Annotated in this window: 17 protein-coding genes and 1 pseudogene; 11 read left to right on the top strand and 7 right to left on the bottom strand. The window is 62.6% G+C overall.

The annotated features are described in order from the left end of the window. Positions 1–86: 86 nt before the first annotated feature. Positions 87–2,438, bottom strand: coding sequence for an AAA family ATPase (locus tag AC1REK_RS12535; RefSeq protein WP_492267789.1), 2,352 nt, complete (start codon positions 2,436–2,438; stop codon positions 87–89). A 198-nt stretch (positions 2,439–2,636) separates the two neighbouring features. On the opposite strand from AC1REK_RS12535, the pseudogene AC1REK_RS12530 reads away from it, so the two are divergent. The 10 genes and pseudogenes from AC1REK_RS12530 to AC1REK_RS12485 all read left to right on the top strand — a co-directional run. Beyond that, a pseudogene (locus AC1REK_RS12530) lies at positions 2,637–2,843 on the top strand (transposase); the annotation flags it as partial. A gap of 484 nt (positions 2,844–3,327) precedes the next feature. After that, positions 3,328–3,915 carry a hypothetical protein gene (locus AC1REK_RS12525; protein WP_492267790.1) on the top strand — a complete coding sequence of 196 codons (588 nt, stop codon included), beginning with the start codon at positions 3,328–3,330 and terminating at the stop codon, positions 3,913–3,915. Positions 3,916–4,035: 120 nt separating this feature from the next. Next, positions 4,036–4,380, top strand: a complete 345-nt coding sequence (locus AC1REK_RS12520; RefSeq protein WP_492267791.1) for a DUF6634 family protein — start codon at positions 4,036–4,038, stop codon at positions 4,378–4,380. A 104-nt stretch (positions 4,381–4,484) separates the two neighbouring features. Next, complete coding sequence (locus tag AC1REK_RS12515) at positions 4,485–6,365, top strand: AAA family ATPase (RefSeq protein WP_492267792.1); 1,881 nt, start codon at positions 4,485–4,487, stop codon at positions 6,363–6,365. A gap of 355 nt (positions 6,366–6,720) precedes the next feature. Further along, a complete protein-coding gene (locus AC1REK_RS12510; RefSeq protein WP_492267793.1) occupies positions 6,721–6,852 on the top strand; it encodes a hypothetical protein in 132 nt (43 codons plus the stop codon). 182 nt (positions 6,853–7,034) lie between these two features. Next, complete coding sequence (locus AC1REK_RS12505; protein WP_492267794.1) at positions 7,035–7,532, top strand: hypothetical protein; 498 nt, start codon at positions 7,035–7,037, stop codon at positions 7,530–7,532. A 36-nt stretch (positions 7,533–7,568) separates the two neighbouring features. After that, positions 7,569–9,728, top strand: coding sequence for a TnsB C-terminal domain-containing protein (locus tag AC1REK_RS12500; RefSeq protein ID WP_492267795.1), 2,160 nt, complete (start codon positions 7,569–7,571; stop codon positions 9,726–9,728). Beyond that, the gene (locus AC1REK_RS12495; protein WP_492267796.1) at positions 9,728–10,804 is read left to right on the top strand and encodes an AAA family ATPase; all 1,077 of its coding nucleotides are present in this window, start codon (positions 9,728–9,730) and stop codon (positions 10,802–10,804) included. Before AC1REK_RS12500 ends, AC1REK_RS12495 begins: the two co-directional genes overlap by 1 nt. Before the next feature lie 2 nt (positions 10,805–10,806). Further along, positions 10,807–12,627 carry a TniQ family protein gene (locus tag AC1REK_RS12490; protein WP_492267797.1) on the top strand — a complete coding sequence of 607 codons (1,821 nt, stop codon included), beginning with the start codon at positions 10,807–10,809 and terminating at the stop codon, positions 12,625–12,627. Positions 12,628–12,902: 275 nt separating this feature from the next. Further along, positions 12,903–13,139 (top strand): hypothetical protein, encoded by a 237-nt coding sequence (locus AC1REK_RS12485; protein ID WP_492267798.1) that lies wholly within the window; start codon positions 12,903–12,905, stop codon positions 13,137–13,139. A 299-nt stretch (positions 13,140–13,438) separates the two neighbouring features. On the opposite strand, the gene AC1REK_RS12480 is transcribed toward AC1REK_RS12485, so the two are convergent. From AC1REK_RS12480 to AC1REK_RS12470, 3 genes are all read right to left on the bottom strand, one after another. Next, the gene (locus AC1REK_RS12480) at positions 13,439–14,152 is read right to left on the bottom strand and encodes a nitroreductase (protein ID WP_492267799.1); all 714 of its coding nucleotides are present in this window, start codon (positions 14,150–14,152) and stop codon (positions 13,439–13,441) included. A 64-nt stretch (positions 14,153–14,216) separates the two neighbouring features. Next, entirely contained in the window at positions 14,217–15,053 is an 837-nt protein-coding gene (locus AC1REK_RS12475; RefSeq protein WP_492267800.1) for an ABC transporter permease, read from the bottom strand. A gap of 1 nt (position 15,054) precedes the next feature. Next, positions 15,055–15,885 carry an ABC transporter permease gene (locus tag AC1REK_RS12470; protein ID WP_327524666.1) on the bottom strand — a complete coding sequence of 277 codons (831 nt, stop codon included), beginning with the start codon at positions 15,883–15,885 and terminating at the stop codon, positions 15,055–15,057. A 126-nt stretch (positions 15,886–16,011) separates the two neighbouring features. On the opposite strand from AC1REK_RS12470, the gene AC1REK_RS12465 reads away from it, so the two are divergent. Further along, positions 16,012–17,070, top strand: coding sequence for an ABC transporter ATP-binding protein (locus tag AC1REK_RS12465; protein WP_492267801.1), 1,059 nt, complete (start codon positions 16,012–16,014; stop codon positions 17,068–17,070). Between the two features lie 214 nt (positions 17,071–17,284). Here the strand turns inward: AC1REK_RS12465 and AC1REK_RS12460 are convergent, their stop codons facing one another. The 3 genes from AC1REK_RS12460 to AC1REK_RS12450 form a co-directional block, all read right to left on the bottom strand. Next, positions 17,285–18,349 carry an ABC transporter substrate-binding protein gene (locus AC1REK_RS12460; protein WP_492267802.1) on the bottom strand — a complete coding sequence of 355 codons (1,065 nt, stop codon included), beginning with the start codon at positions 18,347–18,349 and terminating at the stop codon, positions 17,285–17,287. A 154-nt stretch (positions 18,350–18,503) separates the two neighbouring features. Then, complete coding sequence (locus tag AC1REK_RS12455; RefSeq protein ID WP_492267803.1) at positions 18,504–20,072, bottom strand: AMP-binding protein; 1,569 nt, start codon at positions 20,070–20,072, stop codon at positions 18,504–18,506. Between the two features lie 29 nt (positions 20,073–20,101). After that, on the bottom strand, positions 20,102–21,172 hold the full coding sequence (locus AC1REK_RS12450; RefSeq protein WP_492267804.1) for a hypothetical protein: 1,071 nt from the start codon (positions 21,170–21,172) through the stop codon (positions 20,102–20,104). Positions 21,173–21,399 lie beyond the last annotated feature (227 nt).

The following is a 21,399-nucleotide window of genomic DNA, read 5'->3' as shown; positions in this document are numbered from 1 at the left end:
CAAGCGACGCAATGGCGCTAATCGTTGCACGATACGCGCCCAGCCGACTGATCCGAGTCATCTGGCCGGGTGGCTTGCGGCAACCGCTAGGCCATAGCCAGCTTTGCCGCTCCCCCTGGCGATGACGCAAATGCTCGAAGAAGCTCTATCTGGCCTTTGGCGTATTTCTCAACGATCAGAAGTGCTTCAGAGCACGCCTCGCGCAACTCATCTGGGCTCGGCGTCTCATCGTAATACGTTCCGTGCGACATATGGTTGATCAAAACGCTTTTAATTTCAAAGCCACCATCGCCCGCTAGAAACGAGATGAAATTCGATAAGGAGTCGCACTTATCCGGATGACAAAAGCGACCTATGGCTTCCAGTACGCATCGAACTGCGTTCCCAGTGGTATGGTCTGGCTCCTTACCGCCATGAACATCGAATACTTCCTTCAAATGAAGATCAAATGGAGCAATGTACTGCGCGCGCTTTGAGATTTTATGCTCGCCGTTTGCTACATGGAGGAAGAAAGCGCCTTCATTCTGAACAACGCTATTTGTCACGCAGACGTTGAAGAAATAACTGCTATGGGTGAAGAGGAGCAAATCCGGTCTCCGCCCTTTCGCATTTTTTATGTCTGCGGGGTTTATCGATAACTCTCCTGAGGAGCCGATATTCAAATTTTTCAAGGTCTGCGCGATTGCAAAAATGAAATCGTACGACATCGATGTTATTGGATCATCAAAAACAAGGAATAACTTCTCATAGTCCGATGTCGATTTAACTTTCCGGTGGGAGCACGCCACAAAATAACAGAACGCGATCGCCGTCTTTTCTCCGTCGCTTAGAGTTCTACTAGCGCCGCGCGCCATCTTTCGATTGCCGCGATTCAGTACAAATTCCTTGCTGTCGAAGGTGTATTTGTTGCCAAAGAAACTTTTAATGAGTGCCTCAAATGAGCTTGCAACGGGATCTTTGACGCTGGTGGAGACCTGTGACTTTTTGAGGTCGTCCAACTCTTTACGTATAATTTTCGCGTCGCGCCCCAGCGCATGAATAGCGGTGATTTCAGCCCAGTGCGCGCGAGCAAACTCCGCTTCGAATATCGGGCAAATTTCTCGCTGGAGCTTCTTGCGCTCATTGTCAGATGCCTTGACGGCTGCCGTAATGCTAACGAAGTGCTGTCCTAGGGCCGCAAGCTCGCGATTTATGGTGGTAAGAAGCTCTTGAAGATCGCCCTGAGGAACTGGCACTTGGCTGCCAGGCGCGAGCCCTTTGGTTTCAATCGCTTTATGATACTCAGCCAGAAGGTCTTCTAGCGCGTCGAAATGCTCACTCACGCTTGGCAAAGCGACATCGCGTTGAGAAGGAACGCATTTTCGCAAACTCTCAAACTTCAGAATTTCGCGAGCAACGTCAGCCACGCGTGCTCCAAGCGTGCTGCGGAAACTCTTTACATCACTCCAAGCTGCGCGGAGGTCCTTCTTGTGCTTACCTTCGGCATCCGCGAAGTATGAGATGTACAGCTGAATGTAATCGCTTGCCGGGGGGTGTGAGATCGACTGCTGGCAGAATGGACAATTTTTATGATCGCTGTCCTTCAAAGCTTCGAGTCCCGCCTCGAAGAAATCCGGTCGTGCTGAAAGTAGATTTTTTATCTCATCCGAGATCGTTGAAGGAGAGGTAACTTTCTCGATTAGCGCGATGATATCATTCAACCGTCCGGCGTTGAATTGAGCCATTTCGACTGCCTCGGGGCAGTCCGGTTCTGCCGGTATATTTTTTAACGCATCGAGGTCAGAGATAATATCTTTGACTGATCTTCTATTTAGAGCGGGCTGAGTCGCATGAGAAAGCACGCTCTCTAAGCCGCAATCCATATATTCCTTCAATCGCTTGTTAACAGCAGCTTTGTTCGCGAGTTGCTCGATTTTTTCCCTCTCCAGGCTGTCCTGGAGCACAATTCGAGCCTTTGAAATGGCTTTCTCATTTTCTGCGAATTTTTCTTCGGCTTCCTTGGTGTCGATATTCACCTGGTCGAGGCGTATCTCGCTCTCGATATTTCCGTCCATGTCAAAGTTACGTTGCCTAAGTTCGCTATGTACAAAATCCTCCGAGAAAACATGGAATATTCGATCGTGCGTGTTAGCGGATACCTGTTTGTGGCGCAGGTTGAGTGTAAGGTCTGCGAGGTTCCCGCTGCCCTGAACCAGAGAAAAGCTTCCTTGGCTATCCTGAGATTCCTCCGCGACAAGATCAAATGCTGCGTTTGAAACGTCGCCCCCTTGAGCATGCACGTCGAGGTAGCGAAGGGCGCGTGTAAGGAACGATTTTCCGGTGCCGTTGCGCGCGTAGATCATATTTTGAGCGTTCTTGCTCAAAGTTGCGTTAAGCTTGGCCACGGGCCCCAGAGACGAGGCAGAAAGCTGCAAAGGCGGTTTTGGTGCTGTAGACATTGATAGCCTCCCCAGGTGGAGAATATCATCAGCTCAAGCAATCGCCACATAGACAAATCGACTATGCGGCAGCGAAGGCGCCAAATCTGCCGAATTACCATAAATGAACCTCGCCGCGCTGACGCCAGCAGATCGAGTGCCTTCGTTACAAGAGCCAGTCGCGTGACATCATCGTCACAATCACAACCGACAGCATCAGCAATTAGACGCTCTGGATTCCTGCCGCCGTACAGCTCCGACTTCAATCCGATCGAGAACACCTTAGCCAAGCTGAAGGCGATTCTCCAAGCCAGGCCTAGCGCAGCATCAGCACTCTCTGGGACGCCGTCGGCGCAATCGTCGGCCTGGTTCTCTCCAAACGAGTGCGCCAACTACTTCAAGGCCACCGCATATGAACCAGATTAAACCGGAAACGCTCTAGTGTGCCTGAAACCGGACATTCGCAGCGTCGGCAATAGGCCAGCAGCGCTCCGTGAATGGTTGCGTGCGGCTATCCTTCCTCAGCACGATACGGCCTCAATGGATCTCGAGAGGTGCCGGGACGAAGCGCTGGCTTTGGTCTGGTGGAGCGGCGAACATTGAGCGCCTCCGCATAAGACGGAGGCTCTGCCAGGGCCCTTGGCCATGTTGATCGCCGATATTCGGAAGATTGGGTCTAGCCGGCCACGCGTTGACTTCCCAAACCTCTCGCTGCGAGCGTTAGGCGGCCGGTAACCATCTTTCCGGAGCGCTCCCGGACACGGCCAACGAAATCGGCGAATGGATCTCGCGACCTGGAGGAACTCGATCACCACGAGAGCCTCCTGTCGCAACCATATGATAACTCGGTGTCAGAACCACGAATTCGTCAACGCCCGGAGTGGCTTCCGGGCGAAGGTGGAGGCTTGCCATGAACGTTACACTCTCGCCGCTCTCGTATGAAACCAGCACAGCGAATCCTTACGAAGCCGAGAGCGGAATCCATGGAGTTCTCGATGCAAGATTGCTGACCGAGCCCAGGATAATCGACTTTCACCGCAGCAGCCGGGCGGACGCAGCTCTGGTGTCGTCTGACGCGCCACCGGGCTCGGTCGTGCGCATCGCCCGGACGTCCGATCGGGCTCTCACGATTGTGGCGATACCCGAGGGCCGCGAACAGTTCCCAGCTCTCAGGCAGAGCTTGTGCAGGCGATGGAACCGCAAGGATATCCTCGTTCTCAGCGAGCACTGGCTCCGCCGCCGACCTCATCTCAATGGTTCAGCCCTGATTGCCGAGAGCGCCCGATATCCGGTTCCACCGCTGGCCAACGTCCTGATCGCAGAGCATCTGATGGATCAAGGCGGCAGTTCCTATCTGGGCGATTGCGCCGGCTACCTGCCAAGGACGCAGGACCCCATTCGAGCGGTCCTTTCGCTTGCTGCCGCTAAGGCAATCGCGATCGATATCTCCCGGCCAATCGGGCCGTGGACGCGAGTGTCCCTGCCGCCTTCACGCTGAAGGCATAGCGACCTCGATACCCAGGCGTCCGCCGTCCATGGCCAGGAACGCCGTCTCTCATTCCGTCTGAACCCAACCAACGTCGGTCCGTAACCGGACCGCGAGCGATGGAACACGCCTATGATGTACACTTATGCCGATCAGCGCCCAGTGCCCCAACTCGCCCCTGAAATCGAACGGCTGAGCAGCCTGCTTGCGGACCTCGAGCGGATACGGGCCGGGAAGCATCCGGACGAGTCCGATCTGGCCGGTGCGCCAACGCTCGACCACTGGAGCCTGGCAGAACGGCGCACGATCGCCCTGATCGGAAAGGTCCATGGTCACCCGACGATCCCGAACACCCGGCAGGTCTGCACCTCCGATCTCTGGTTCGTCGCTCCCGCCTTGGGGTACGCCCGCACCCTCAATCGCCTCTACGCCCTGGGTCGCAGACATCACCTCTCTGACCGGTGGGATTTCCGATGAGCCCGCGTTTTGAGATAAGTCGCCCTGCTGGCTGCCACGACGCGAGCGCAATGCTGGCTCGTACTCTGATCACCCGCGGACTGCGCCGCGGGGGAGCCCATCACGTGCTGCTCGGTTACCCCGGTATCGTCGGACTCATCGTTCCAGAGGTCGATGCCGAGGTCTATGCCAGCGTTGCACGAGACATGCTGAAACGTCATCGCGTCTCATTCTTTCCCAACGACTTCGATGTCGTTCACTGGACCGGCGAAGCGCCAAAACCGGGGTCTCGGTCGCATGACGAGGCGCTGAAGACGCTCCTGCCGAAGACAGAACGAATCTTCGGTGTCGCGTCCAAGCAGAGTGATATCCCGGACCTGTTCCGGCTGGTCGCCGATGTTGTCGTCGAGATCGACCCCGTCGACGTGCGAGCCTTGCGAGGCGTCTTCGCGGCTGTGCTAGGCCGCATTCCGTCGGATCATGACCTTGCACCGGCGGCCGGAGCGCCGTTGCACTTGCTCGGGGCGGCGATCAAGCGTGGCCGTAACACAGGGTGGGCCCTTCGACGACTGCGAGGTTTTCTGGCGGCCGCTTCAGCTCCCAGGCCCGCTCCAGAGAAGACGGAATCCGGGCCAACGCTTTCCGAGCTCCATGGCTATGGCGAAGCGGCGGAATGGGGGCGGGCACTCGCCATCGACCTCGCCGACTACCGCGCCGGAAAAATTGCCTGGATAGACGTGGACCGAGGCATTGTCCTTGTCGGTCCGCCTGGTGTCGGCAAAACCATCTACGCTGGCGCACTGGCGCGGACCTGCAATGTACCGATCTTCGCGCATTCGCTGGCCCGGTGGCAGGCTAAGGGGTATCTCAACGACCTCTTGAAGGCGATGCGGGCGGCCTTCGCAGAGGCCAAGAAGAACGCACCCTGCATCCTGTTTCTCGACGAGCTCGATTCGTTCGGAGACCGCGAAAACCTCCACGATCGTAATGCTCAGTACGTCCGAGAGGTGATCAACGGATTTCTCGAATGCCTGGATGGCGTCGAGGGGCGCGAAGGTGTCGTCGTCGTCGGAGCGACAAACTGGCCGGAGAGGATCGACCCAGCGATCCTTCGGCCGGGCCGTCTCGACAGGCACATCCGCATACCGCTGCCCGATGCCACGGCCCGCGCAGGGATACTCCGACACCATCTGCGTGATGCACTGCCCCAGGCTGATCTGCCGGGCATCGCCGAGCGGCTCGAGGGAGCGACGGGCGCCGTGATCGAGCAGATCGTCCGCGACGCCAGGCGGAAAGCGCGGTCCGAGCGTCGCGCTCTTGTCGTCGAGGATCTTCTCGCGAGCTTACCCGCGCGCGTCCGGCTGACGGACGCAACGTACCGACGCGCCTGCGTGCACGAGGCCGGTCATGCCGTAGCAGGATACGTGCTGCGGGGCGTGTCCGGCAGCACGCCGGTTCAGGTAAGAGTTTTCCGCGAAGTCGCGATAGGCGGGCAGGGCGGTCAGACCGATTTTGGGCACTCACCCGGCGGCGAGCGAACCGAGGCTTTCCACGTCGCCCAGATAACGACCTTGCTAGCCGGCCTCGCCGCCGAGCAGATCGTCCTCGGCGAGCATGCCGATGGCGGAGGAGGCGGTGAGCAATCCGACCTTCATCTGGCTACCGTCCTCGCTGCCAGCATGGAAACGTCGCTCGGGCTAGGGGATAGCCTTACCTACTGCTCATCAAATCGATCTGCGGAAGTCATGGCGTTGATCCGTGCCGACCCGATGCTGCGCCGGCGCGTCGGCACCCGCCTGGATGTCTGCCTTCGCCGCGCCCGGGGCGTCCTCGACGAGCACCGCACCGCTTTGGACAAGATCGCAACTGCCCTCGGCGACCGTGGTCGCCTGACGGCGGACGCCATCGCTCGCGCCTTCGGCAGCGAGGCACCTCCGACCGATCGGTTGGATTGTCAGGACATGGTCAACCCGGCGCTAACCACCGTTATCGCCTGCGAGGCATGAGGCAGGAATAGTGGCCTTCGAGATCTAGATCTTTGCCGGGGGACGGTGTTACGGAGCGCGCCCCTCTCGGTCTCGATCGATGCCGCGAAGGGCTCAAATCTCCTTCCGGGTCAGCCCTGAAGGATCTGCCAACCGGACCATCTCACGAGATGGCCGCAGCCAGAGGAGGCAAGAAGATGTCGAACGCATTCGCCCATGCCCCTCTCGGCGCCAGGCACAACACGCTCCTCGTCATATCGGCCTGACGACGCTCGGACCTCGGTCCAGCGCATCGAAAGTCCGCCCCAGGAGGCACTCGCCTCTTCGGGGAATTCATCCGGCGCATTCCGTGCGCCGAAACGAGGAGTGCTGTCCAATGGCTACCAAACTGAACCCCCTGCTGAAACCGATCACCGTCAACGTTGCTGCCAACGATGACGTCCGAATTTCCTCCGCCGGTGGCTTCGTCGAGACCACCGGCGGGGGCTGGCGCATAGCGCGGATCTGATCGTTGAGCCGGGGCCGGAGAAGCCCTGGAATCCTGCCCAGCCTTCCCTCGCCAGCCGCTTTCCCAACCAGAAACAAGGATCCTTCGTCGGCAGCTTCGTTGACCCCGTTACCGATCGCATCCTTGTCTACGAGAGCAATCTCGAGCGTGGACTTGCGTACATCCTGCGCGCCAATTCGCAGGTGGCTCGCATCTGGGATCAGCCGGACGCGGTTTCCTATCTAGATGACGCTGGGAAGCTCCGCCGCCACACGTTTGATTTCCGGGTGACGCTGCACTGCGGTCGGCGGATTGCTTACGCGGTCAAGCCGAAAGGCCGGGTCGAAACGAGCGGCATCGACCGCATCCTCGAACTGATCCGCCAGCAGGTCGGCAGCAGGTTCGCGGACGCTTACGTCCTGCGAACCGACGCGCACATCACAAATATCCGTGTCGATAACGCCCGGCTGATCGTCTTCTCGCAGGCCGACCGCGACGAAGACCATGTCGATCGGATCCGCCAGATCATGGCCCCGATCGCCGGCGCGGTCCGCATCGCCGATGTCGCGATGAGGGCACGGCTGGAGGGGCATGCCCTCCGCGCGATCGCCTGCCTCATCGGAGATGGCTCCCTCCGGCTCAACGAGCCCGGACTCATCGAGCCGCGGGCCTTCATCACGGCCACGCGGGCAGCCGCCTGATCTCCCAACGATCTCCAATCACGAAAGGAACCGAGCATGATGACGACCCCTTCCATTCCTCCCATGGCTCTCGCCCCGACGGATCGGATCCGTGTTGACGAAACGCCGCTCAGGATCATCAGCGCCAATCACCGCGGTGTCGTCGCGGCCGGTGATGACCACCTGCATCAGTCCTTCACTCACCAGGAGCTGCACGCCCTCCTTGAGGCGGACCGTCTTCAGATCGACCAGGGCTTCTTCTCGGCCAGCGCGGCTCGGCTGCGCCTGGATCAGGGGAACCTTCAGCTTGCGGACCTCGACAACGAGGAGCGCGGCTGGGTGAAGTATCGCCACGAACTCCTCAAGCGCTTCCTTCGGTACGAGGCTGCGGGCGAATTCAGCCGCTCTGAAGCGTCGCTCCGGAAAGCGGGGCTGCGTATCCACGCCGAACTGACCGCGGAAGGCTTGAACGGCAAATCAAAGCGTCTCTGTCGCCAGTCCGCCAAGAAGACCTCCGGCAACAAGCAGGCTGACGAGGCGACGCATCACCACGCGCCCAGCCCGTTTCAGCTCGGGAACTGGCTTCGTCGCTTCGAGCAGCATGATTGCAGCGAAGAGGCCTTGATCCCTCGCTATCGCCGCTCCGGCAATACCGATCCCAAACTTCCCGAGGATGTCAGGGTGGTGCTCGCGAAGCAGGTCGAGGGCTATTGCGACAAGCGCAAGCTCACCGGCAAGAACATCTGGGAGAAGGTGAAGGAGGAAGTCGACGCCCTCAACGCGGTCAGGGCAAACGCCAATCTGCCCGCACTGCCGGTTCCGAGCCTAAAGAGCGTGTATCGCGCGATCCAGAAGCTCGATGCCTTCCGTGTGATGGCCGGCCGTCAGGGTGCGGAGGTCGCGCGGCGCAAGTTCGCCATCGTCCACGAGGGCATCCGCGCGGCGCGCCTGCTCGAGCGCGTCGAGATGGACGAGTGGAAGGTGACGATCATGGCGCTTACGGTCGACATCGAGACCTGGAAGCGCATGACGCCCGCCGAACGCAAGAATGTCCCCCGGGTCCGCTGCCACATCACGGCGGCCATCGATTGTGCCTCGCGCTGCGTAATGGCGCTGCACCTTCACGAGCACGCGCCGTCGCGCACCTCGTCGATCGCTGCGCTCCAGATGATCACGCAGGACAAGGCCCATCTGCTCGAATCGACTGATCTGTCGTCGATCTGGTTCATGCGCGGTCGGCCGGAGCTTCTGGTGACTGACGGTGGCGCGGCGTTCAAGGATCACATTTTCCGCCGCACCACCGCCGACCTCGGGGTCGATCACCTGTATGCGCGTAAGGGGTTCCCCGAAGATCGCGGGACGATCGAACGTTTGTTCGACACCCTTGAGCACTATCTCTGCGCCGAATTCAGCGGCCGGACCTTCCGCAGCGTTGGCGAGCGCGGCGAATACGAGTCCGAACTCGAAGCCAGCCTCACCGTAGACCAGCTTCGCCTCGTTCTCCCGATGTTCGTCGCTCGGTATCACAACACGGAGCATGAGGGGCTCGGCGGCGAAACGCCTCTCAACGCCTGGAACCGCTTGGCCCGCGAATGCTCGGTCCGTCCCGCTCCCAGCCCCAGTCAGGCCCGGAACATCTTTGGCCTTCGGACTGCTCGGCGCATCAGCGGTCGCGGAGTTCGCTTCCTCGGCCTGCACTATCAGTCGCGCGAGGTCCAGGAGCTGCGCCGCAAGTTCAATCAGCGCCCGGTCGCCATCCGCGTCGACCCTTTGAACATCGGCGAGATCTCTGTCAGCACCGATGCGGGCTGGGTTGCCGTCAAGTGCGTCGAGGACTTCGCCAAGGGGCTGAGCGCAGCCGACTGGATTGCCGCCAACGCCCGGCTGCGCCAGCGCTTCGCTGCCGAGGCAGCGATCGCGCGTCCCGCGCTCCTGGAGGCCATTGCTGCAATTCGCGAAGTTGCCCGCAGCGCCCATGAGACCGCCGGGCTGAAGCCGAACGTCATCTCCGACGCTGAATTCAATGCGGCTGAGAACGGCCTGCTCAGGACGTTCCGTATCCGGGAACAGGCCGCGCCTGCCTCCAACGAGAACGACGACATCCTTGGCGTGGCGGAGGCAGAAGGCTTCTCGGCCGGCGGCAACGATCGTCTCGAGGAAGGGGACGAAGAACACGACGACATCGCCGAGGACGGCGACATGAGCCTGGAGGACTGATGATGAGCATGCAGTTTCAGCACATCCTCGAGGCGCCTGCGGACGACGCTGCCGATGTCCATGGACGCCATGCGGCGGACGCCGCCCGCGCCCGTCGCGTGGCCGCCCTTGAAAAGCTGCACGGCAGCTACGTGAAGACCGGCCGTGATCGCGAGCTTGAGGCAGAATTCGATCGCCTGATCGACACCTCATCGCTCGTGCTCAGCGGTCGCCGTGCCGAGGGGCGCGCCCTCGTCGTGGTCGGCCAGAGCGGCGCAGGCAAGACCCACGCGATCAGGCGGCTGATCGAGGGGCGCCGCGAACTGCTTCCCGAGAACCTTACGCTCGGGATGTCCTTGCCGATCGTATCGATCACGGCGCCGTCGCCCTGTACCCTCAAGCAGCTCGGCATCGAGCTGTTGCGCCTGCTGGGGTACCCGATCGATCGCGACGTTCGCGAAAACGTCGCCTGGAACCGGGTCCGCGAGCAGCTTCGGCTCCGGAAGGTCCAGATCGTGCACATCGACGAGGCGCAGCACGCCGTGCGCCTCATGAACGACCATGAGATCCAGAAGCTCTCCGACACGTTCAAGAACGTGATGCAGCAGCCTGACTGGCCCGTCTGCCTCGTGCTTTCGGGGTTGCCTTCCCTCGTCCAGTTCGCACAGCGGGACGTCCAGTTCGGCCGCCGCTGCCGCTTCTTGAGCTTCGACGGCATCTCGTTTCCGAGGGACATCAAGCGACTGCGCTACATCGTCGAGGCGATCTCGACCAAATGCGCTTACCTCCCGTCCGAAGGCCTGGAGAGCGACGAGTTTCTTGCCCGCCTTTGCCGGGCCGCCGAAGGCCAGTTCGGGCGTGTCATCCAGATCTGTCGGTCGGCGGCGGAAGAGGCCATTTTCGCGGGGGCTCACACACTCACCGTCAGGCATTTCGTCGACGTCTACGCCGCCGCAACCGGCTGTTCGCCGGATGCCAACGTCTTTGCCGTGCGCGACTGGGAATTCGTGCCGACTGGCGTCTCTGCCATCGCTGCGCCGCTTGATGGCGAGGAGGGCGGATTGACTGAACCCAAGCGCCGCAAGGGGAGGGGATGACCATGCATGCTTCGCTCGCCATGTCCCTTCCGCCCGGGGCCGAAGAGACGCCGACCAGCTTTGCCTCTCGCCTCAGTGCGCTGCACGGCTGCCCGACCTTCAACACGTTCTGCCTCGACATGGGCTTCTCAGCCTCCGAGCTCATTCGGGGGCACGATGGGGCTCTTGCACGATTGGAGCGCATCGGAGGCGTGCCCGAGGGCATGCTGCGTCCGTACAGTCTCCGGCACTCGAAGGACGGCATCCTGCTCAATGGCGAGGCGCTGCGGCAGAAATCCTTGCGGCGTGGGCGGGTTCACATCTGCCCGTCTTGCATCATCGAGGACATGGCCAGCCAGCCGGGGCCGGTCCCCACTCGCCCGTTCGCTCGGTCGTCGTGGTCGCTTTCCTCCATCCGGTCCTGTCAGTGCCACGGCATTCCCCTGGTCCCCCTGCACGAACATCGTGGCGGCATCCACGCGTATGACTTCGTCAGGGTCATCGAGGCGGTGATCGACACTATCGGCACCCTCGTCGAGCAGGTTGATCCCGCTCCGCATTCGACGCTGGAACGTTATCTGCTGGGGCGCCTGTGGGCCCCCACGGTCAACGTAGCGCTGCTTGACGCGCTGCCCTGGTATGCGGCGGCCCGTTCCTGCGAGATGACTGGCGCCGTATCCCTCTTCGGCGCGCAGGTTCGCCTGGCTCGGATGTCTCAGGCCGATTGGTCGCGAGCTGGCGCAGAGGGGTTCCGCATCGCTCAGGGCGGTCCGGCAGCAATCGCGGACCTTATGGCCAACCTCCGGGCCTCGTCGACGCCTCGCGACTGGGGCCTGCGCACGACCTTTGGCCGGCTATACGAGTGGCTCGCCTACGAGAACAGCGATCCGGTCTACGATCCGCTCCGCGATGCGATCAGGACCTGCGCGATCGAGACGATGCCGCTCGGTTCCGGCGACGAGGTGTTCGGCAAACCCGTGAGCGTCCGGCGGCTGCACTCAATTCGGTCGGCACACCTCCAGACAGGCCGCCATCCGAAGCGGCTGCGCAAGCTTCTGCTCGAGGCCGGGATTATTCGCGACATCGATATGAAGCTGCCGGACAACCACGTCCTGTTTTCGGCGGATCGCGCAGCCGCCTTGCTCGAGGATGCGCCGGACTCGATGTCGCTGAACGCGGCAGGCGCCTATCTCAATGCCCCGCGCCTCCACGTCAGGATGCTATTCGAGAACGGCTTCATCCGCCCGTTCGTCGAAGGAAAGATCGGCAGCCACGCATTCGCCCGCGGCGAGCTGGACAGCTTCAGGGACCGCCTCCTCGGGCAGGCAGTGCCCATCGCGAAACTCGGCGACGACCAGGCGATCATCCCCGATGCCGCGAAACAGGCCTGCTGCTCGGCGATGGAAATCGTCGGGCTGCTCCTCGACGGTCGCCTTCGGTGGGTCGGAAAGCTCGATGGGCGGCGCGGCTATCTCTCCGTCGCCGTCGATGTCGCCGAGGTCCGTGAGAACGTCCGGCTCGAAGATCATGGCGGGCTGTCGCTCAGGGAGGTTGAGCGTCGGTTGCGGACCAGCACCAAAGCCGTCGAGGCGCTGACCGGCCGCCAGGTCCTTTCGTCTCGTATTGCCAGGAACCCGACAAACCGCAGCCCGCAGACCATCGTCATGCCGGAGGATCTCGCAGCGTTCCAGGCGGACTACGCGAGCCTAGCTGAATTGTCGTCCGGTCGGGACGTCACCTCGCGTAGCCTCAAGCGATCACTCGACGAGGTCGGCATCCATCCGGCCTTCGATCCCGAAACCGTACAAGGCTATTTTTATCGCCGGGCCGATCTGCCCTTTTAGTCACGGCGGCACGTTTCGAACGATCAGCCCTTGGGTTCGCCCAAGGGCTTTTTTTATGACTGAAGGCCCGACGACCTCGAAAAACTGCGGCAGGCTGTTGCGTCATTTGCGGCGATCCCAATTGTCACAACAGAAATAGACTCAAGCAAATACAATGACTTAGTAAAATTTTGCGGCAAACCTCGGTTCCATTCACAGGAGGCGGCACCTAGTGCCGCCTCTCCGCTGACCAGAACAAGTCGCCGAGCAGCCGGCGCTAGCTACCAGCCAGGCTTATGTTCAGCTCGACAGGTGAGGGCATCCATTCCGCGATCGCCAAGGCGGAGCGACGTGACGGGCTGAAGCTGCTGTTGCTGGACGAGGTGCACTATCCGCTGAGGCTTCTTCGGCTGCGATCAAGCACCCGGCCGCGGCGTGCGCAGGCAGCGTTCAGCCAGTACCCGTCAATTCTGGCAGCGTTGCAGGCCGAAATCCGCAGAAGGCCGACGAGGTCATGCGCGACCATCGTCTAAGCGCACGCTTCGGTGCGTTGGCTGCGACGGAGAAGGCTCGCCGATAGGAACAGTCCTACGGATGCTGCATCCCGGGGCGCGCGGCGCTCCTGCAGGCGATCATGCTTGGAAGCTCCAACCGGGTGACGGAAGCCGCCCTCCGCTGGAACGTCTGCTTGCGGCATTGGCGCAATATCCGGCACTTGCCCCTTTGCTGACCTTCGACAAATCTGTTTTCCGGCAGCGTTGACGAGCTGCGTATTCGTTAGAGCAGCGTGAGCCACTCTCAGTCCTGCTTTCGTCGCGTAGGCCAGCTGTCTTCAGGTGCCGACCCAGGTGACGACTTCCGACTGCACCGCTCGTTCGGTTCTAAAGCTGTTCGCCGCATGGGCATCGTCCGGCCAGCCGAACGATATGCCGCAGACCACCCTCCGGCTGTCCGGCAGGCTGAAATGCTCGCGGATATCGGCGGCATACTCGGCGAGAGCTCCTTGCGCGATCGTGCCGACGCCCAGCGACTGGGCGGCGAGCATGAAATGCGAGACATAGCCGCCGCAATCGACGGCGCCGTACACGCCGAGTGCTTCGTCGCTGGTCACGATTGCGACATGCGGGGCGTCGAACAGCGCGAAGTTGCGCATGGTCTGATGCGCGTAAGCCGCCTTGTCGCCGCGCTCGATGCCGACCGCGGCATAGAGCTGGAACCCGCAGGCCCGCCGCCGCGCGAGATGGTCGCCGGCATATTCGCGCGGGAAGGGGAAGTCGCGCCGGGCGGGTGCCGATGCGCCGGCCTTGTCCAGCATCAACCGGCGGAAACGCTCCGTTCCCTCGCCCCGGGTAATCAGGAGCTGCCAGGGCTGGACATTGCTCCAGGACGGCGCCCGCTGCGCGATCGCGAGAATCCGGCCGATCAGTGCCTGCGGAAGCTGATCGGGGAGGAAGGCGCGGCAGCTGCGCCGCGCATCGGCAAGCCGCTCGAAGGCAAGGCCGTCTTCGGCCTCCAAGGCGACGGGTGTCGGCAGGCTCCGTTCCATAATACTCGTTCCGTCTCTGGCGCGCCGTCTCTGCGGGCTACGCGAAGGCAGCGGAAGCGCCGGGCTAGCGGCCCGCGTCGGTACCCTTCGCGCCGGGATTGGCGCCGAGCATCATGGTCAGCAGGCAGATCGCGAAGGAGAGCAGCGTCAGCATGGTCGACACGGCCGCGATCACCGGCGTGTTCTCCCACATGATGCTGCTGTACATCTTGACCGGCAGGGTGATCGTCGTCGGCCCGTTCAGGAACCAGGCGATGACGACCTCGTCGAACGAGGCCAGGAAGGCGAAGAGGAAGCCGGCGAAGATCGGGATCTTCAGCTGCGGCAGCACGACCTGAAGGAAGACGCGCGCCGGCGAGGCGCCCATCAGCATCGCTGCCTTCTCCAGCGCCGGGTCGACCTGGGTCATGCCGCTGAGGACGAGCATGACGACGAAGGGTAGCCCGTACATGGCGTGAGCCAGGACCAGGGTCGAGAACCGGCCCTGCTGCCCCGTCGCCGCCGCCAGGAAATAGAGCCCGAGCGCGATCACGATGACCGGCACGAACATCGGCGAGATCACCAGCATCTGCACGGTCGAGCGGCCAAGGAACCGCTCGCGCGCGAAGGCATAGGCGGCGGGGATGCCGATCAGCGTCGCCAGCACCGAGGCGGCCGTCGCGACCTGCAGGCTGTTCCACAAGGCTGCAAGCCAGGCTTCCGAGCCGAAGAACTGCCGGAACAGGTTCAGCGACAGGCGGGACTTGTCGAGCGTGAACTCGCCCGCCTCGGAGAGCGAGATCGGCATCACGACGAGGCTGGGCACGACCAGATAGGCGTAGACCAGGCAGGCGAGAACCGTCGAGGCGCGCGGCAGGCGCATGGCGATGCGCCGGCTGGGCTTTGCAGTGACCGCGGTCATGTCAGCGTCCCACCTTGAGCTGCAGTTTCAGGATCACGCCGGCCAGGAGCCCGCAGAAGAGCAACAGCAGCAGCGCGATGATCGAGGCGCTCTGCCAGTCCAGGACCTCGCGCGTGTAGAGGTCGATGACGTTCGCCATCATCATGTCCTGGCGGCCGCCGAGCAGGGCCGGCGTGACGAAGAAGCCCATGGAGAGGACGAGGCAGAGCAGGAAGGCGGCGAGGACGCCAGGTAGGCTCTGCGGGAAGGTGATCGACCAGAACACCCGCATCGGCGAGGCGCCCATCACCTCGCCTGCGGCCTGGATCGACTGGTTCTGCGCGGACAGGCTGGCGAGGATCGGGAAGATCGCGAAAGGAATGAGCGCATTGCTCATGCCGACAATGACGGCGAAGCGGTTGAACATCATGTCGAAGCCGTCGAAACCCCAGGCGCGCAAGGCCGTGTTGATCACGCCGCGCTCGCCGAGGATCACGATGAAGGCGTAGCTCTTGACGAGGATGCTGGTCCAGAACGGCACCAGGACAAGGGTCAGGCAGACCGCCTTCCAGAGACGCTTCTGTCGCATCACATGCAGCGCGACGGGATAGGCCAGCAGGACGCTGACGAAGGCGGTCGTCAGGCTGATGTGGACCGTGTTGAGGAAGACCCTGAACACCAGGTTCGAGCCGGCGACCTCGCGAACGCCATCCAGCAGGCCGCGTTCCTCGCCGACCGTATAGGAGGCGACGAAGATCATCGGAATGACGAAGAGACCGAGCGAGACGAGCGCCGCCGGCGTGGCGAACAGCGCGAGCGAGGGCAGTAGCTCAGGGCGTCGGGTCGCGATCATTCCAGCCTCAGGCGATGTCCAAGATTTTATCACTATGTGCCATCTCTTATCAATTTACAATATCGACCGTCGACAATATGGTTGGCTATCGACGCGGCGATGGAGAGCCGCGCAGAGGGGTCAAGCATGAGCACGGTGGCACTGAGCGGCATTGCGAAGAGCTACGCGAATTTTGTCGCGCTTAACGATGTCGATCTGACGGTTCCCGAGGGCGAGTTCCTGACGCTCCTCGGTGCCTCCGGGTCGGGCAAGACGACGCTGCTGAACGTCGTTGCCGGCATGATCGCTCCCGATCGCGGCGTGGTGTCCATCGGCGGCCGAGACGTCACTCATGTGCCGCCGCGCCAGCGCGGCCTCGGCATGGTGTTCCAGAGCTACGCGCTGGTGCCGCACATGTCGGTCTTCGACAACATCGCCTTCCCGCTGCGGATCCGGAAAGTGTCGGCGGCCGAGATCAAGAGCCGCGTCGAGAAGATCCTCGATATCGTGCAGCTCGGGCATATCGCGCATCGCAAGCCGCGCGAGCTCTCCGGCGGGCAGCAGCAGCGCGTCGCGATCGCGAGGTGCCTGGTCTACCAGCCGCCGGTCATCCTGATGGACGAGCCGCTCGGCGCGCTCGACAAGAAGCTGCGCGAACAGCTCCAGCAGGAGATCCGGCGCATCCACAAGGAGATGGGCATCACGATCCTCTATGTGACGCACGATCAGGAGGAGGCGCTCTATCTCTCGGACCGGATCTGCCTGATGAATGCCGGCCAGATCGAGCAGCTCGGGACGCCGCAGGATCTCTACTTCAAGCCGGCCAATGCCTTCGTCGCCGACTTCATCGGCGAATCCAACCTGCTCGCCTGTGATGTCGTTGCGCCCGGACGGGTCCGCCTCGACGCTTCGGGCCAGGACATTCGCATCGCCCAGGATGCCAGCGGTTCCGCCAACCGCCTGATGATCCGCCCCGACAAGATCGCCGTGCTCGCCGATGGCGAGAGTCGTGCGAACGAGGTCTCCGGCCAGATCGAGGAGATCGCCTTCGTCGGCGAGACGATGCGCCTGACGGTTCGTAGCGGCAGCCAGGCCTTCACGGTGAAGGCCCCGACGAACCGCTCGGCGGCTGAACGCAAGATCGGCTCGACCGCCCGGCTCGGATGGGAGCCGCAGGACGCGTTGCTGCTCGAGGCCAAGTCCTGAGCGCGGCTCCGGAAGGAGCCAGGTCACTGCTCGTCCGGAATGCCCGGCCCGGATGCTCGCCGGGCTGATGGCGCTCGGAACCTGCCAGCGCTCTGAGCCTCGATCGAGTGCTTCCCTTCAAGCTTTGCTGCACGAGAAAGGGCCGGTGCTCGCGCACCGGCCCCTTCTGCTGTTCCTTGCCGAGGCCGGCCTGTTCACGCCGGCCTCGTTTCCGTCAGAGCAGCAGCCATTCCTTGAAGCGCTTGTCGAGCGTGTCGTAGTTCTTGCCCCAGAATTCGTCGTCGATGAAGGCGTTGGTGGGGCTGGTCAGGTTCGGCAGCCATTTGCGGGCGTCTTCGGACATCAGCTTGGTCGCCTCGGTGAGCACCGGGGCGAGGCTGAGCTTCTCGGCGAGCTTGGCCTGCGTGTCGGGCTGCAGGGCGAAGGCGAGATACTCCATCGCCGCCTTCTTGCGCTTCGAGCCCTTGAGCACCGACATGTAGTTGAACGCGTTGACGTTCTGCTCGAAGGAGAAGGCCAGCGGCACGCCCGTCTGGACGGCAGCCCGGATCCGGTTCGGATAGGCATAGATGAAGTCGATCTCGCTGCTCTGGATCAGCGTGACCATCTGCGGGGTCTGCTCGAACCATTTGCGGACATGCGGCTTGATCCGCTCGAGCGCCTTGAAGCCGCGCTCGACGTCGAGCGGGTAGAGATCCTTCGGCGCGACGCCGTCGGCGAGCAGCGCGACCTCGAGCGTTTCCGAGACGCGGTTGCGGAAACCGCGGCGGCCGGGGAAGGCACCGGTGTCCCAGAGCTGGGCGAAGGTCTGCGGGCGCTTGGTTGCAGTGCCGGTCGTGTTCCAGGCGATGCCGCCGCAGAAGATGTAGTTCGGCACGCGGTCACGGCCGACGCCGCCGACGATCGCCCCGGTCTTGACGATCGAGGTGTCGATGTCCTCCCAGTAATTATTGTTCGAGCCGGCCATGATCAGCGGGCCGGAGGCGTCGAAAATGTCCCATTCGACATTCTTCGAGGTGACCTGCGCCTTGACCTTGGCGAGGTCCGGCGTGTTCAGGATCTGGACGGGAATGCCGCTTGCCTTGGTGAAGGGATCGGCGATCACCTCCTTCAATGCTTCGGCATACGAACCGCCATAGCTGACCATCACCAGCGGCTGCGCCTGGGCGCGGGCTCCGATGATCGCGGGGGCATAGGCGGTGAAGGCGGCCGTTGCGGCAAGGCCACCCAGGAAGCGGCGACGATTGCTCGCCGGGAGCAGTTCAGGCTTGTCAGTCATATCCCCTCCTTATCGTATATTGATAACTTATATCTAATATCGTTGCATAACGGTCGAGGATGTCAACGCCGAAACTGGGGTCGCGGACGGAAATGCGCCCGCTTTGGCCCGCCGCCATTCGTTGCCTTCGGCCTCGCGCCGCCATGCCGCGATCTCATGGCGTCGCCGCCAGCTTTTCGGCGTCCCAGCCGTCGTCGAGCGCCTTGCTGAGCTCATGCTTGCGGATGCGCTGGGTCGGCGTACGCGGGAAGTCGTCGGCAAAGGCGACGAAACGCGGTACCTGGAATTTCGCCATGCGCTCGCGGCACCAGGACAGGAACGGCTCGACCGCGAAGGGCGCCCCGACCGGCTTGATGAAGACCTTGAGGTCTTCGTCTCCGAACTCGTTGACCACCATGATCGCGGCGCTTTCCTCGACCTGCGGGTGCTGGTTGATCACGCGCTCGACCTCCCAGGCCGAGACGTTCTCGCCGCGCCGGCGGATGCTGTCCTTCTGACGGGCGAAGAACCAGAACACGCCGTCCTCATCCTGGCGGACCAGATCGCCGGTATGCAGCCAGCCGTCCCGGATCGTCGCGGCCGTCGCCTCGGGACTGCGGTAGTAGCCGGGCGTGACGATGCCGGGCTGCCTGCCGCGGATCAGCAGCTGGCCGACCTCGCCGGTGCCGGCGGGCTCGCCTGCTTCGTCGATGACGCGCGCCTCGAAATAGGGCAGGGGGACGCCGAGCGCGCCCGGAATGCCGCGGGTGTTGACGATGTTGAGCGCGGCCGTCTCGGTCATGCCGAAGCTGTCGCGCATCTCGATACCGAAGCGCTCCTCGAAAGGATGCCAGGTCTGTGTCGGGCAGCCACCGCCCCAGGCGACCCGGATGCCGTGGCTGCGATCCTCCGGTCCCGGCGGCTGGCGCAGCAGCAGCTGGAGGACGCCGCCGACATAATGGATATGGGTCGCCTTGCTTTCGCGCGCCCAGCGCCAGAAACTGGAGGCGCTGAAACGCTCGACCATGGCGAGCGTCACCGGCCTATACAGGGCAAGCACCACCACCTCGATACCGAAGAGATGGTACATCGGCTCCCAGAACAGCGGCACGTCGCCTTCCTCGATGCCCGAGAGCAGCAGCGAGCTCGTCGCCGCGGCGCGATACATCGCATCGGTCATCAGCACGCCCTTCGGCGCGCCGGTCGTGCCGGAGGTGTAGCAGATGGCGACGATGTCGCCGGATCGGCCGCGATGAGCCGGCTTGCCTTGCGGGCCATTGGTGACCGCGACGAAGCCTGTCACCTGCGTCCGGGCATTCGGTTGCGGCGGGCTCGCGCCGCGCCAGATCAGCCGCACTGGCCCGCCGAGGGCATCGAGCGCCGGCAGCAGCTGCTCCGCGAACTCCTCGTCGACGACGATCGCCTGCGGCTCGCTGTGGCTGAGCTGATAGCGCAGTCCGTCGCCCCGCAGATGCGTGTTGATCGGCACCTCGACCGCGCCGATCCGCAGCAGCGCGAGCAGGGTCAGGATGTGGTCGGGATGATGGGCGAGCATGACCGCGACGCGGCTTCCGGCCGTGATGCCGGTCGCGAGCAGGCCGTTGGCCAGCCGGTCCACCCGTTCGCCGAGTTCGGCATAGGTGATGCGTTCCTGCTGCCAGGTACAGAACACCCTGTCGCCGTGCTCGCGGACGCGCGCGTCGAGGAGATCGCTGACCGTGAGGTCAGTGTCGATATGCTGCATGATCTGCAATGCCTTGGTCTGGGCGGGCGTCAGTAGAGCCAGCGGCCGGCGTTCGCGATTTCCCAGGTCTCGCCGGTCGGGTTGCGCGCATCCGGGCTCGGTTGGCGGGAGACTGCGACGCGGCCGTTCAGCGTCCAGGCCGCGACGCTCTGGAAGGCGAAGCTGGCGTGGCGCAACGCCTCCGGCGCATCCGGCTGGAAGGGCAGGAATGAGCCGAGCGTGATCGCGAAGCGGTCGTCGCTGAGGCGCTGCAGCGCGAAATCCTGACCCTGGGCCTTGAGCATGCGGGCGAAGAAGGTCGCGATCGCCTCGGCGTCATTGCCGTCGACGCCGGCATCGGCCTTGAGTTCCCTGGCATATTGCACGGCCATGCCGCGCATCGTCTGCTCCCAGAGATAATTGGTCGTGTGGGGGCCATACATCTGCCGGAGGCAGTCTAGCGTCGTCGCGACGTATTCGCGCGACCAGTTGCGGCGCGCCTTCAGCATGCGCGGCTCTGGCCACAGGCTCTCGTCGAGGCGGGGCGCCTTGGCGGGGTCGAATTCCGGCGTATGCGCGACCTGCTCGAAACGCAGCTCCTCGCCCGGTGCGAGATCGCGGTCGTATTCGTAGAAATAGCCCTCGTCATAGGGGTCGCCCTCCATGACGAATTTGGTGGCGACCCAGCCGAGGCGCTTATTGCCCATCATCCGGCCGTTCGCGGGGTGCCAGATCGAGAAGATGGTGCGCCGGAGCGAGGCCGGCATGGCCAGCATCGACGTGCCCGGATAGGTCCACATCGGCGCGGTGTAGCGGATCCAGACCTTCTTCGGCGTCTCCTCGACATATTCCATCGTCAGGCCGCCGATCAGGTTGGTGTACCAGTGGTACTTGCCCGCCGCGACTGCCGGCGGCTCGTCCGGCGAGATGCCGAGCTTGATCAGCCCCTGCTTGTAGAAACCCTGCTGGTGCTGGTGCAGCATCAGCTGCCAGAGCCGCTTGATCGCGTCCTCGCCCTTCTCCCGGAAGACGATCGCACCCATGGCGCCGAAGGTTCGGCCCCAGAACTTCGCGGCGAGGCCGCAATCCGCCCGCAGTTCCTCGATCTCGCTCTGGGTCATGCCCTCGACTCCGGTTCATCGATATCTAATAATGAGTAGAGATATCAAATAATGATTGTCAATGTCCTTTGTCGCTAACGTTGCGAGGAGGCGAAGGTGGCCGGCTCGCAGCGCAAGGACCGTCGGTCACCTAAAATCCGGCTTGCCGGTTTCGCAGTGATCGTCATAATATGATATTGATTATCAATATTCGATAGCGACTCGCTCATTGGGGCGCTGTCGCGCAA

Source organism: Allobosea sp. GW823-FHT02B03, from assembly GCF_058797755.1.
This window is presented reverse-complemented; position numbering and strand designations above follow the sequence as displayed.